This is a genomic window from Mycobacterium sp. SVM_VP21 (genome assembly GCA_024758765.1).
Taxonomy (GTDB): Bacteria; Actinomycetota; Actinomycetes; order Mycobacteriales; family Mycobacteriaceae; genus Mycobacterium; species Mycobacterium heraklionense_C.
On the sequence record CP101406.1, the window covers coordinates 4,493,151 to 4,505,969 of the forward strand.

The 12,819-nt window shown below is 69.1% G+C and carries 13 protein-coding genes; 9 read left to right on the top strand and 4 right to left on the bottom strand.

What is annotated here, in order from left to right; genetic code table 11:
* Positions 1-3: 3 nt before the first annotated feature.
* Both NM962_21030 and NM962_21035 read right to left on the bottom strand, forming a co-directional pair.
* Positions 4-321 (bottom strand): type II toxin-antitoxin system PemK/MazF family toxin, encoded by a 318-nt coding sequence (locus NM962_21030; protein UVO12317.1) that lies wholly within the window; start codon positions 319-321, stop codon positions 4-6.
* Positions 311-541 carry a hypothetical protein gene (locus NM962_21035; GenBank protein ID UVO12318.1) on the bottom strand — a complete coding sequence of 77 codons (231 nt, stop codon included), beginning with the start codon at positions 539-541 and terminating at the stop codon, positions 311-313. Before NM962_21035 ends, NM962_21030 begins: the two co-directional genes overlap by 11 nt.
* 161 nt (positions 542-702) lie before the next feature.
* Between NM962_21035 and NM962_21040 the strand changes: the two genes are divergently transcribed.
* From NM962_21040 to argH, 9 genes are all read left to right on the top strand, one after another.
* A complete protein-coding gene (locus NM962_21040; protein UVO12319.1) occupies positions 703-2,139 on the top strand; it encodes an NAD(P)/FAD-dependent oxidoreductase in 1,437 nt (478 codons plus the stop codon).
* 74 nt (positions 2,140-2,213) lie between these two features.
* Positions 2,214-3,272: an N-acetyl-gamma-glutamyl-phosphate reductase gene (argC, locus tag NM962_21045; GenBank protein UVO12320.1), complete on the top strand. Its 1,059-nt coding sequence runs from the start codon at positions 2,214-2,216 to the stop codon at positions 3,270-3,272.
* A complete protein-coding gene (gene argJ, locus NM962_21050; GenBank protein UVO12321.1) occupies positions 3,269-4,474 on the top strand; it encodes a bifunctional glutamate N-acetyltransferase/amino-acid acetyltransferase ArgJ in 1,206 nt (401 codons plus the stop codon). The genes argC and argJ overlap by 4 nt, the downstream gene beginning before the upstream one ends.
* Positions 4,471-5,349, top strand: coding sequence for an acetylglutamate kinase (gene argB, locus NM962_21055; GenBank protein UVO12322.1), 879 nt, complete (start codon positions 4,471-4,473; stop codon positions 5,347-5,349). The genes argJ and argB overlap by 4 nt, the downstream gene beginning before the upstream one ends.
* A complete protein-coding gene (locus NM962_21060) occupies positions 5,346-6,521 on the top strand; it encodes an acetylornithine transaminase (protein ID UVO12323.1) in 1,176 nt (391 codons plus the stop codon). Before argB ends, NM962_21060 begins: the two co-directional genes overlap by 4 nt.
* Positions 6,518-7,444 carry an ornithine carbamoyltransferase gene (gene argF, locus NM962_21065; protein UVO12324.1) on the top strand — a complete coding sequence of 309 codons (927 nt, stop codon included), beginning with the start codon at positions 6,518-6,520 and terminating at the stop codon, positions 7,442-7,444. Before NM962_21060 ends, argF begins: the two co-directional genes overlap by 4 nt.
* Positions 7,441-7,929 carry an arginine repressor gene (locus NM962_21070; GenBank protein UVO14873.1) on the top strand — a complete coding sequence of 163 codons (489 nt, stop codon included), beginning with the start codon at positions 7,441-7,443 and terminating at the stop codon, positions 7,927-7,929. Before argF ends, NM962_21070 begins: the two co-directional genes overlap by 4 nt.
* Before the next feature lie 30 nt (positions 7,930-7,959).
* A complete protein-coding gene (locus NM962_21075) occupies positions 7,960-9,156 on the top strand; it encodes an argininosuccinate synthase (GenBank protein UVO12325.1) in 1,197 nt (398 codons plus the stop codon).
* Between the two features lie 85 nt (positions 9,157-9,241).
* A complete protein-coding gene (argH, locus tag NM962_21080) occupies positions 9,242-10,666 on the top strand; it encodes an argininosuccinate lyase (protein ID UVO12326.1) in 1,425 nt (474 codons plus the stop codon).
* On the opposite strand, the gene NM962_21085 is transcribed toward argH, so the two are convergent.
* Positions 10,663-11,331 (bottom strand): biliverdin-producing heme oxygenase, encoded by a 669-nt coding sequence (locus NM962_21085; GenBank protein UVO12327.1) that lies wholly within the window; start codon positions 11,329-11,331, stop codon positions 10,663-10,665. The genes argH and NM962_21085 overlap by 4 nt on opposite strands.
* The gene (locus NM962_21090) at positions 11,309-12,814 is read right to left on the bottom strand and encodes a PPE family protein (protein ID UVO12328.1); all 1,506 of its coding nucleotides are present in this window, start codon (positions 12,812-12,814) and stop codon (positions 11,309-11,311) included. The genes NM962_21085 and NM962_21090 overlap by 23 nt, the downstream gene beginning before the upstream one ends.
* Between the last annotated feature and the right edge of the window lie 5 nt (positions 12,815-12,819).

Genomic DNA, 12,819 nt, shown 5'->3' on the forward strand with positions numbered 1-12,819 from the left:
TCCTCAGTCCAGTGCCAGCACCGAGCGCAGGGCGGTGTCGACGTCCTGCAGCTCGCCGGTGCTCAACCGTCCGACGAATTCGCCGAGGCGCTGCTGCGGATCGATCACGGTGAGTTGTTCGACCAGGACGCGGGTTGTGCCGCCGCCGATCTCAATCTCTGGGCGGAACGAGGCCGCGCGACGGCCGGTCGAGGTTGGCGCGACGATCCAGGTGGACAGCGGAAGATCGTCGGACTGCACCACGACCGCGTAGCGCGACCCGGACTGCTCGTGACCGCGTGAATCCTTGGGGGCCCGCAGGCGGTACACGTCACCACGCACGGAGCGCGTCCATCTCTGCCGCCATCGCGCACGAGGCAGCGACATCGTCGGGGTCGTTGCGCAGGTCCTCGGCTTCGGCACGCATGAGTGCCCGGCGGTGAGCGCGTTCGGCATCCAGGATGGCCGCGCGAGCGGCTTCTGATCGCGACCGGCCCTCGCTGGTCAGCGCGGCCAACGCCCGTTCCACCTCGCTATCAGTGCGGATCGTCAATGTTCCCATGGTTTATATCGTAGTCGAATATGTACGATAAAAACGCTTGCATCCTGTATTTCCACTCGTTAGACAAGCGCGGTCCTACACCATTTGCCGTGGCGCACCCGGGGTGCTCCGTGCTGGGATGGACCGATCGTCCGGGCTAGACAGCTTCGAGAGGCGCCAAGATGACCGAAACCTATGACGTCGTCGTCCTTGGCGCCGGACCGGTCGGGGAGAACGTCGCCGACCGCGTCCGCGCCGCCGGGCTGAGTGTGGCGGTCGTGGAACGTGAACTGGCCGGCGGCGAGTGTTCCTATTGGGCCTGCGTGCCCAGCAAGGCCCTGCTGCGGCCGGTGCTCGCCCTCGCCGACGCCCGCCGGGTGGACGGCGCCCGCGAAGCCGTCAGCGCGCCGGTCGACGCCGCCGCGGTATTCAAGCGCCGCAACTACTACGTGGGGGACTGGGACGACTCCGGGCAGGCCGACTGGATCGAGGGGATCGGCGCGGCGCTGGTACGCGGCCACGGCCGCCTGGACGGGCCACGACGGGTGGTCGTCACCACCGACGGTGGCGATGTGACCCTGACCGCCCGGCACGCCGTCGTCGTCTGCACCGGCACCCGCGCGGCCCTGCCGGATCTGCCGGGGATGGCCGAAGCCCGTCCGTGGACCAATCGCGAAGCCACCGAGGCCAGCTCGGTGCCTGGCCGCCTCGCCGTGGTCGGGGCCGGCGGGGTGGGCGTTGAAATGGCCACGGCCTGGCAGGGATTGGGCTCGGCGGTGACTCTGCTGGTGCGCGGATCGGGCTTGTTGCCGCGAATGGAGCCGTTCGTGGGCGAATACGTCGCCCGCGGGCTGGCCGACTCCGGTGTCGACGTGCGCACGGGTGTGTCGGTCGCCCGGCTTGCGCGTGACGCCGACGGCCCGGTGCGCTTGGAGCTGACCGACGGGAGCGAACTAGAGGTCGACGAAATCCTGTTCGCCACCGGCCGCACCCCGCTCACCGGCGACATCGGCCTGGAAACCGTCGGCCTGACTCCCGGCAACTGGCTGGAGGTCGACGACACCTGCCGGGTGACCGCCGTCGACGAAGGGTGGCTGTATGCGTGCGGCGACGCCAATCACCGGGCACTGCTGACCCACGAGGGCAAATATCAGGCACGCATTGCCGGCGCCGCGATCGGAGCCCGGGCGGCTGGGACGTCGCTGGACACCGCGCCGTGGGGCGTGCACGCCGCCACCGCAGACCATCACGCCGTGCCGCAGGTCTTCTTCACCGACCCCGAAGCGGCCGCCGTCGGGCTCACCGCCGAGCAGGCCGACCGGGCCGGCCACCGGGTGCAGGTGGTGGACGTAGAGATCGGTGACGCGGTGACGGGCGCAAAGCTGCACGCCGACGGCTACCGCGGGCGGGCGCGCATGGTGGTCGACGCCGACGAATTGGTCCTGCTCGGCGTGGCATTCGTCGGCCCCGGCGTGTCCGAATTGCTGCATTCGGCCACCATCGCCGTCGCCGGCCGGGTGCCGATCAGTCGGCTGTGGCACGCCGTGCCGTGTTTCCCGACGATCAGCGAGATCTGGCTGCGCCTGTTGGAGGCCTACCGCGATGCCGGCGCGGCCTGACCGTCGGCTACCGTGCAGCTTGCACGTTCGTGCCTCAACCCACTCGTAATTAGTTTGCATATAAACGCATAATCATGCAGAATCGCCGAGTGACCAAAGCGATCAAAGTGGCGGTGGCTGGTGCCAGCGGCTACGCCGGCGGGGAGATCCTGCGGCTGCTGCTCGGGCACCCCGCCAATGCGGACGGCCGGCTGAGCATCGGCGCGCTGACCGCCGCTGGCAATGTCGGCAGCACCCTGGGCGAACAACATCCGCATCTGGTGCCGCTGGCCGACCGCGTCCTCGAATCGACCGAGGTCGACACCCTGGCCGGACACGACGTGGTGTTCCTCGGTCTGCCGCACGGGCATTCGGCGGTACTGGCCGAACAGCTTGACGACGACACCCTGGTGGTCGACTGCGGCGCGGACTTCCGGCTGGGCGATCGAGGCGACTGGGAACGCTTCTACGGCTCGGCGCATGCCGGCACCTGGCCCTACGGCTTGCCGGAGCTGCCCGGTGGTCGTGACAAACTCATCAACGCCCGGCGGATCGCGGTGCCGGGCTGCTACCCGACCGCGGCGCTGCTGGCGCTGTTCCCGGCCGTCGCCGCCGGACTGGTGGAACCCGACGTCACCGTGGTCGCCGTCAGCGGCACTTCCGGTGCCGGCAAGGCCGCCAAGGTCGACCTGCTCGGTTCGGAGGTCATCGGATCGGCGCGGGCCTACAACATCGGTGGCGCCCACCGGCACACCCCGGAGATCAGCCAAGGGCTGCGCGCGGTCACCCACCGCGACGTCAGCGTCGCGTTCGTGCCGGTGCTGATCCCGGCCTCGCGGGGAATCCTGGCCACCTGCACCGCCAAGACCACAGCGTCGCTGTCCGAACTGCGCGCGGTGTACGAAAAGGCCTACCACGACGAGCCGTTCGTGCACCTGCTGCCCGAAGGCCAGCTGCCCAAGACCGGATCGGTGATCGGCAGCAACGCCGCCCACCTCGCGGTCGCCGTCGACGAGGACGCCTCGACGTTCATCGCGATCGCGGCGATCGACAACCTGGTCAAGGGCACCGGTGGCGCAGCCGTGCAGGCGATGAACCTGGCGCTGGGCTGGCCGGAGACCGAAGGACTTTCCGTCGTAGGAGTGGCGCCGTGAGTGACAACGTTCGGCTGGTGCGGGAGCAGGGTGTCACCGCACCCGGAGGGTTCCGGGCCGCCGGAATCGCCGCCGGCATCAAGGTTTCCGGGAATCCGGACCTGGCACTGGTGTTCAACGAGGGCCCGGATTACGCTGCGGCCGGCGTGTTCACCAGCAACCAGGTCAAGGCGGCGCCGGTGCAGTGGAGCCGGCAGGTGCTCAAAGCCGGCCGGCTGCGGGCGGTGATCCTCAACTCCGGCGGTGCCAACGCCTGCACTGGGCCGGGCGGTTTCCAAGACACCCACACCACGGCCGAAGCCGTCGCGGCGGCACTATCGGAGTGGGGCACCGAGACCGGTGCGGCCGAGGTCGCGGTCTGCTCCACCGGTCTGATCGGTGACCGGCTGCCGATGGACAAGCTGCTGGCCGGTGTTACCGAGGTGGTACAGGCCATGGCCGGCGGCCTGGTCGGCGGAGACGAAGCCGCCCGCGCCATCATGACCACCGATACCGTCCCCAAACAGGTTGCGCTGCACCACAAGGGAGACTGGACCGTGGGCGGCATGGCCAAGGGCGCCGGCATGTTGGCACCATCGTTGGCCACCATGCTGGTGGTGCTGACCACAGACGCCAAGGTCGACGCCCAGGCCCTGGACATCGCCCTGCGCCGGGCCACCGCGGTGACGTTCGACCGGCTCGACATCGACGGCAGCTGCTCCACCAACGACACGGTGCTGCTGCTGTCATCGGGCGCCAGCGAGATCACACCCAGCCAAGACGAGCTCGACGCCGCGGTGTTGGCTGTCTGCGACGACCTGTGCGCCCAGCTTCAAGCTGACGCCGAGGGTGTCACCAAGCGGGTGTCGATCACCGTCAGCGGCGCGGCCAGCGACGCCGACGCGCTGATCGCCGCACGGATCGTGGCCCGCGACAGCTTGGTCAAGACCGCGCTGTTCGGCTCGGACCCCAACTGGGGACGGGTGCTGGCCGCCGTGGGGATGGTCCCGTTCACCATTGACCCGGACCGGATCACGGTGTCGTTCAACGGCTTCCCGGTCTTCCAGGGCGGCGCGCCGATGCCGGGTGCCAGGGAAGTCGATCTATCCGGGCCGGACATCCACGTGACCGTGGAGCTCAACCTGGGCAGCGGGCAGGCCAAGGTGCGCACCACCGACCTGTCGCACGCCTACGTCGAAGAGAACTCCGCGTATAGCTCATGACCGAACAACTCAGCACGCGAGTCAAGGCCCAGGTACTGGCCGAAGCCCTGCCGTGGCTCAAGCAACTTCACGGCAAGATCGTCGTCGTCAAGTACGGCGGCAACGCCATGACCGACGACACCCTCAAGCACGCGTTCGCCGCTGACATGGCCTTCCTGCGCAACTGCGGCATCCACCCGGTGGTGGTGCACGGCGGTGGTCCGCAGATCAGCGCCATGCTCAAGAAGCTCGGCATCGAAGGTGACTTCAAGGGCGGATTCCGGGTCACCACACCGGAAGTGCTCGAAGTGGCGCGCATGGTGCTGTTCGGTCAGGTCGGCCGCGAACTCGTCGGCCTGATCAACGCGCACGGCCCGTACGCGGTCGGCATCACCGGCGAGGACGCCGCGCTGTTTACCGCGGTGCGGCGCAGCGTCAACGTCGACGGGGTCGCCACCGACATCGGGCTGGTCGGCGACGTCGACCGGGTCAACACCGCCGCGGTGCTGGACCTGATTGCCGCGGGCCGGATTCCGGTGGTCTCCACCCTGGCACCCGACCCCGACGGGGTGGTGCACAACATCAACGCCGACACCGCCGCGGCCGCGTTGGCCGAAGCGCTGGCCGCCGAGAAGCTGTTGATGCTCACCGATGTCGACGGCCTCTACACCGACTGGCCCAACCGCGACTCGCTGGTCAGCGAGATCGACACCGCGACGTTGGAGCAACTGTTGCCGAGCCTGGAGTCCGGCATGATCCCCAAAGTCGAAGCCTGCCTGCGTGCCGTGCGCGGTGGGGTGCCCAGCGCCCACATCATCGACGGCCGCGTCGAACACTGCGTGCTGGTCGAGCTATTCACCCACGCCGGCACCGGAACCAAGGTGGTAAACCCATGAGCCTGCAAGACCGCTGGGAAGCGGTGATGATGAACAACTACGGCACCCCGCCGCTGGCACTGGTCAGCGGCGACGGCGCGGTGGTGACCGACGAATCCGGCAAGAGCTATGTCGATCTGCTCGGCGGCATCGCGGTCAACGTGCTCGGCCACCGCCACCCGGCGGTGATCGAGGCCGTCACCATCCAGCTGAACACGTTGGGCCACACCTCGAATCTGTATGCGACCGAGCCGGGCATCGCCCTGGCCGAGGGCCTGGTCGACCACCTCGGTGCGCCGGCGCGGGTGTTCTTCTGCAACTCTGGGACCGAGGCCAACGAAGTCGCCTTCAAGATGACCCGGCTCACCGGCAAGACCAAGATCGTTGCCGCCCAAGGGGCATTCCACGGCCGGACCATGGGCTCGTTGGCGTTGACCGGCCAACCGGACAAGCAGGCACCGTTCGAGCCGCTGCCCGGTGAGGTCATCCACGTGCCCTACGGGGATGCCAAGGCGTTGGCGGAGGCGGTCGATTCGGGCACCGCCGCGGTGTTTTTGGAGCCGATCATGGGGGAGGGCGGCGTCGTCACCCCGCCCGCCGGCTACCTGGCCGAGGCCCGCGGCATCACCGCCGCCCACGGCGCCCTGCTGGTGCTCGACGAGGTCCAGACCGGGATCGGGCGCACCGGCGCCTTCTACGCCCACCAGCATGACGGCATCACCCCCGACATCATCACGTTGGCCAAGGGCCTGGGCGGTGGGCTGCCGATCGGTGCCTGCCTGGCGGTCGGTGCGGCCGGTGACCTGTTGACCCCGGGCTTGCACGGCAGCACCTTCGGCGGCAACCCGGTGTGCACCGCGGCCGCGCTGGCGGTGCTGCGGGCGCTGGCCGACGGTGACCTGATCACCCGGGCCGCCACGCTCGGCAAGACGCTGAGCCACGGCATCGAAGAACTGGGCCATCCGCTGGTCGATTACGTTCGCGGCAAGGGCCTGCTGGCCGGTGTGGTGCTCACCGAGCCCAAGGCCAAGGCCGTCGAACTGGCTGCCCGCGACGCGGGCTTCCTGGTCAACGCCGCCGCGGCAGGGGTGGTCCGGTTGGCGCCGCCGCTGATCGTCACCGAGGAGCAGATCGGCAGCTTCATCACCGCCCTGCCAGGGATCCTCGACACCGCGCAGGAGGCTGCATCATGATCCGTCACTTTCTGCGCGACGACGATGTCACCCCGGCCGAGCAGGCCGAGATCCTCTCTCTGGCAGCGGAACTGAAGGCCGAGCCGTTCAGCTACCGGCCGCTGGAGGGCCCCCGCGGTGTCGCGGTGATCTTCGACAAGAACTCCACCCGCACCCGGTTCTCCTTCGAGATCGGCATCGCCCAGCTCGGCGGGCACGCCGTCGTCGTCGACGGCCGCTCCACCCAGCTGGGCCGCGACGAGACCTTGGAAGACACCGGGCAGGTGCTCTCGCGCTACGTCGACGCCATCGTGTGGCGCACGTTCGCCCAGGACCGGCTGACCGCGATGGCCTCCACGGCTACCGTGCCGATCGTCAACGCGCTCTCCGATGAGTTCCACCCCTGTCAGGTGCTGGCCGACCTGCAGACCATCGCCGAACGCAAAGGCGCCCTCAAAGGTTTGCGACTGACCTATCTCGGGGACGGCGCCAACAACATGGCGCACTCGCTGATGCTCGGCGGCGTCACCGCCGGAGTGCACGTCACGATCGCCGCCCCGGAGGGCTTCACCCCCGATCCCGCCGTGGTTGCCGCTGCGCAGGCACGCGCCGCCGACACCGGCGCGTCGGTCACGCTGACCGCCGATGCGGCCAAAGCCGCGGCCGGCGCCGACGTGCTGGTCACCGACACCTGGACCTCGATGGGCCAGGAGGGCGACGGCCTGGATCGGGTGGCGCCGTTTCGGCCGTTCCAGATCAACGACGAACTCGTCGGCCTGGCCGACCCGGAAGTCACGGTGCTGCACTGCCTTCCGGCGCACCGCGGCGACGAGATCACCGACGCGGTGATCGACGGGCCGCGCAGCGCGGTGTGGGACGAGGCCGAGAACCGCCTGCACGCGCAGAAGGCGCTGTTGGTGTGGTTGCTGGAACGGTCACGATGAGCCGAGCCGACAGCACCGTTACACGAGTGGGCCGCCAGGCCCGCATCGTCGAGGTGCTGTCCTCTGCCGCGGTGCGCAGCCAGACCGAGCTGGCCAGCATCCTGGCCGCCGACGGCATCGAGGTCACCCAGGCCACCCTGTCGCGCGACCTCGAAGAGCTGGGCGCGGTGAAACTGCGTGGCGTCGACGGGGGAGCCGGGGTGTACGTGGTGCCCGAAGACGGCAGCCCGGTGCGCGGCGTTTCCGGGGGCACCGACCGGTTGTGCCGACTGCTGGCGGAACTGCTGGTGTCCACCGACGCCACCGGAAATCTCGCCGTGCTGCGCACCCCGCCCGGGGCGGCGGACTACCTGGCCAGCGCCATCGATCGGGCCGCGCTACCGTACGTCGTCGGCACCATCGCCGGGGATGACACCATCTTCGTGGCGGCCCGCGAGCCGATGACCGGCAGCGAGCTCGCCGCTACCTTCAACGACCTGCAATAAAACCCAAAAGCACAAAGCAAGGAGAACTCGATGTCCGAACGCGTCATCCTGGCGTATTCCGGCGGCCTGGACACTTCGGTGGCAATCAGCTGGATCGGCAAGGAGACCGGCCGCGAAGTCGTCGCCGTCGCCATCGACCTCGGCCAGGGCGGCGAGGACATGGAGGTGGTGCGCCAGCGGGCCCTGGACTGCGGTGCGGTGGAAGCCGTCGTGGTCGACGCCCGCAACGAGTTCGCCGACGAGTACTGCCTGCCGACCATCAAGGCCAACGCGCTCTACATGGACCGCTACCCGCTGGTCTCGGCCATCAGCCGGCCGCTGATCGTCAAGCATTTGGTCGCGGCCGCTCGGGACCATGGGGGCACCATCGTCGCGCATGGCTGCACCGGCAAGGGCAACGACCAGGTCCGCTTCGAGGTCGGCTTCGCCTCGCTGGCCCCCGAACTGAACGTCATCGCCCCGGTCCGCGACTACGCCTGGACCCGGGAGAAGGCGATCGCGTTCGCCGAGCAGAACGACATCCCGATCAACGTCACCAAGCGCTCGCCGTTCTCCGTCGACCAGAACGTGTGGGGCCGCGCGGTGGAGACCGGCTTCTTGGAAGACCTGTGGAACGCGCCGACCAAGGACGTCTACGACTACACCGAGGACCCGACCGTCAACTTCAACGCCCCCGACGAGCTGATCATCAGCTTCGACAAGGGCCGCCCGGTGGCCATCGACGGCCGTCCGCTCAGCGTGCTGGAGATCATTCAGGAGCTCAACACCCGGGCCGGTGCACAGGGCGTGGGGCGTCTCGACGTGGTCGAGGACCGGTTGGTGGGCATTAAGAGCCGTGAGATCTACGAGGCGCCCGGCGCCATGGTGCTGATCACCGCGCACACCGAACTCGAGCACGTCACCCTGGAACGCGAACTGGGCCGCTACAAGCGCGGCGTGGACCGCAAGTGGGGCGAGCTCACCTACGACGGCCTGTGGTTCAGCCCGCTCAAGCGGTCGCTGGAGGTGTTCGTCGAGGACACCCAGCAGCACGTGTCCGGTGACATCCGGCTGGTGCTGCACGGTGGCAGCATCATCGTCAACGGCCGACGCAGCGCAGAGTCGCTCTACGACTTCAACCTGGCCACCTACGACGAGGGCGACACCTTCGACCAGACCGCGGCGCGCGGCTTCGTCCAGATCCACGGGTTGAGCTCCAAGATCTCCGCTCGCCGGGACCTGGGCTGATTGTTACCGCGAGCAGACACAGAATCGCACCCGGGAGCCCCCGGGAGTGCGATTCTGTGTCTGCTCGCCGGAGGGAAGTGACCATATGAGCACCAACGAGGGATCACTGTGGGGCGGGCGGTTCGCCGAAGGGCCGTCCGACGCGCTGGCGGCGCTGAGCAAATCCACCCATTTCGACTGGGTGCTGGCGCCCTACGACGTGGCCGCGTCCAAGGCGCACGCGAAGGTGCTCTACGGCGCCGGGCTGCTCACCACCGAGCAGCGTGACGGCCTGCTGGCCGGCCTGGACAGTCTCGGCGAAGACGTCGCCGACGGCAGCTTCGGGCCGCTGGTCACCGACGAGGACGTGCACGGCGCGCTGGAGCGCGGCCTGATCGACCGGGTCGGTGCAGATCTGGGCGGCCGGCTGCGGGCCGGGCGGTCGCGAAATGACCAGGTGGCCACGCTGTTTCGGATGTGGCTGCGCGACGCGGTGCGCCGTGTCGCCGCCGGGGTGCTCGACGTGGTCGAGGCGCTCGCCCACCAGGCCGGCGCTCACCCGAGCGCGATCATGCCGGGCAAGACGCACCTGCAGTCCGCGCAGCCGGTGCTGCTGGCCCACCACCTGCTGGCCCACGCCCACCCGCTGCTGCGCGACGTGGACCGGATCCTCGACTTCGACGCCCGCGCCGCTATCTCGCCCTACGGGTCGGGCGCGCTGGCCGGCTCGTCGCTGGGCCTGAACCCGGACGCCATCGCCGCCGAACTCGGCTTCACCGCGGCCGCCGACAACTCGATCGACGCCACCGCCGCCCGCGACTTCGCCGCTGAGGCGGCCTTCGTGTTCGCGATGATCGCCGTCGACCTGTCCCGGCTGGCCGAAGACATCATCTTGTGGAGTTCAACGGAATTCGGCTACGCCGTGCTGCACGACTCCTGGTCGACCGGCAGCTCGATCATGCCGCAGAAAAAGAACCCCGACATCGCCGAGCTGGCCCGCGGCAAATCCGGCCGGCTGATCGGCAACCTGACCGGCCTGCTGGCGACGCTGAAGGCCCAGCCGCTGGCCTACAACCGGGACCTGCAGGAGGACAAGGAGCCGGTGTTCGACTCGGCGGCGCAGCTCGAGCTGCTGCTGCCGGCGATGGCCGGGCTGGTCGGCACGCTGCGCTTCGACACCGAGCGGATGGCCGCGCTGGCCCCGGCCGGCTACACCCTGGCCACCGACATCGCCGAATGGCTGGTGCGCCAAGGTGTCCCGTTCCGCATCGCGCACGAAGCGGCGGGTGCGGCGGTGAAGGTCGCCGAGCAGCGCGGCGTTGGCCTCGACGAGCTGACCGACGACGAACTGGCCGCTATCAGCCCGGACCTCACCCCGCAGGTGCGTGAGGTGCTGACGGTCGAGGGGTCGGTGGGCTCTCGTGACGCGCGTGGCGGTACGGCGCCGGTGCGGGTGGCAGAGCAGCTGGAGGCGGTCCGTGAGGCGGTCAGCCAGGCGCGCCGTCGAACTTCCGGGAATCCGCCGAACTAGCCCGCGGATTCGCGGTAGTAGGACGCCAGGTTCTCGGCGAGTTCGTCGAACAGGTCCTGGTTGAGTCCGAAGGCGTGCCTGACCTCATCGACCACGCGAGCGATTTCGTCGGGCTCCAGACCGAGCTCGTCGAGGCGGGCACGGTAGGCGTCCTTGTACGGCTTCGCCCGCACCGGAAACTCGTAGAACGACAGGCCCGCGCCGCCGAGTTCGAACGTGCGGTCCAGGACGCGCCCGATCGCCTGGCCTCCGGAGAGGTCCCCGAGGTAGCGCGTGTAGTGGTGGGCCAGCAACGCGCTGCTCGAAGCCGCGGCAATCCGGTCGCAGTAGGCCTGGGCGGCTGGCGAATCGATCGCGGCAACGGTTCCGCCGGCCCAGAACTCCAGGTCGGCCTCGATCGCTGCGAGCCGTTCCAGCGCGGGGTCGTACACCGATGCGACGAGATCGTCGTCGCGGTTCGCCCGCATCGCGGCCTCCAGTGCGGCATAGACCATCCGTAGCCGCAATAGGTAGTCGACGTAGCCTTGTTCGTTGACCTTGCCGCCCATCAGCTCCGACACAAACGGCGAGGCCTCGGCAGCGTCGTGCGCCGCTTGGGATCCTTCCCGCATCGCGGAGGACAACGATCGGACGGCATCGGGGTCAACCGGGGCCTTCAGCGGCATGGAGTGATCCGTTCCCTTCTTCGCGGGTGCTCTCGTTGGTCCAGCTTCCCGGCATCATCGGCGTGGTGACGCCGTTGCCGAATGTGTCTACCGCCAGCGTAGTGAGTCCGGCCGGGTCCGCCAGTCCAGACTTCGCTGTAGCACCGGTCGATCCGACCGAGGGGCTGCCCGAGGCACTGGCTCGGGTCTGTTGCTCCGGGTGCGGCGCAGCCGGCGCCTCGTCGTCGGTGGTGAGGAATTCGTAGCGGTAGCCGCGCTCTTTGATATCGGCGCCGCGGCGCCTGCGCGTCCTGGACTTCCTGCCGAACGTAGCCGCCGCCGCGGCGCCGGCGGCTTCGCTGGCGCTCCTTGGACGACGTGCGGCCTCCGCGGCCCGCTGCGGCATCGGTGGGCCGAAGCCCACGCCGGGGCCGCCGCCGGCAACCGCGTAGTACAGCGGTGGGGCGCCGGTAGCCGGAGGCGGATTCGGCACCGGCGGTGCTGGTGCGGGCGCCGTGCTTGCGGGCGCCGGAGCCGGAGCGGGAGGGCTGGACACGGCAGACGCCGGGGGAGTCGGAACCACGGCCGCGGCGGGCAGATGCTGTGGCGCGACCACGGGTGGTACCTGCATGGTGGGTACCTGGGCCAGATAGGCGAGCCCGGACAATCCCAATGCGATCGGGATCGCCGACGATCCTGCCGCCGGCCCCATGATCGCCGCGTAGATCGGCGTTCCCATCACGCCGAAGGTCGCTGCGTAGGCGAAGAGGTAAAACAGCGGCAGCCAGGTGGTTGCCGCCGCCGCTGGGTCGGTCGCAAAGTCGACGACGACCTGGTACAGGGTGCCGAGTGGATCCGACAGCACCCGCTTGAGCATGCGGTACATGCTGCTGAAATGCTCGGACCACGACAGCCATTCCTCGATGGGGTCGGTGAGGACGGCGGACCCCGCCTCACCGACACCCGGCTCGAGGACAGACGGCGCCGGCGCCGTCTGCGGTGTTGATGCCACGGTCGCCGCGGCGGCCGCCTGGTAGGCGCTCATGGTGGTGGCGGCCTGCAGCCACATCCGGATGTAGTCCGCTTCGGTGACCGCGATGGGGATTGCGTTGATACCGAAGAAGTTTGTCGCCACCAACATGCTCAGCGTCGCGCGGTTGGCGGCCAGTTCGGCGACGGTCGGCATGGCTGCCAGAGCCGCGGTGTAGGAGCCGGCCGCTGTCTGAAGCTGGGCGGCGGCGGTGGCGCTGTTCGCGCCGGCCTGCATCAGCCAGGCCAGGTAGGGTGCGTGGGCGGCAAGGTAGCGCGCCGCGCTCTGCCCCTCCCACATGTCGGCCTGCACGGTACCCAAGATTGCCGTGAGTTCGGCTGCAGCCGTGGTGTATTCGCTGCTCAGCGCGGCCCAGGCATCAGCGGCCGCCAGCAGTGTTCCGGCGCCCACCCCGCTGCTGAGCAGGGTGGAGTGCACCTCAGGGGGTAACGCCATCCAGATGGGTGTGGTCATGGTCG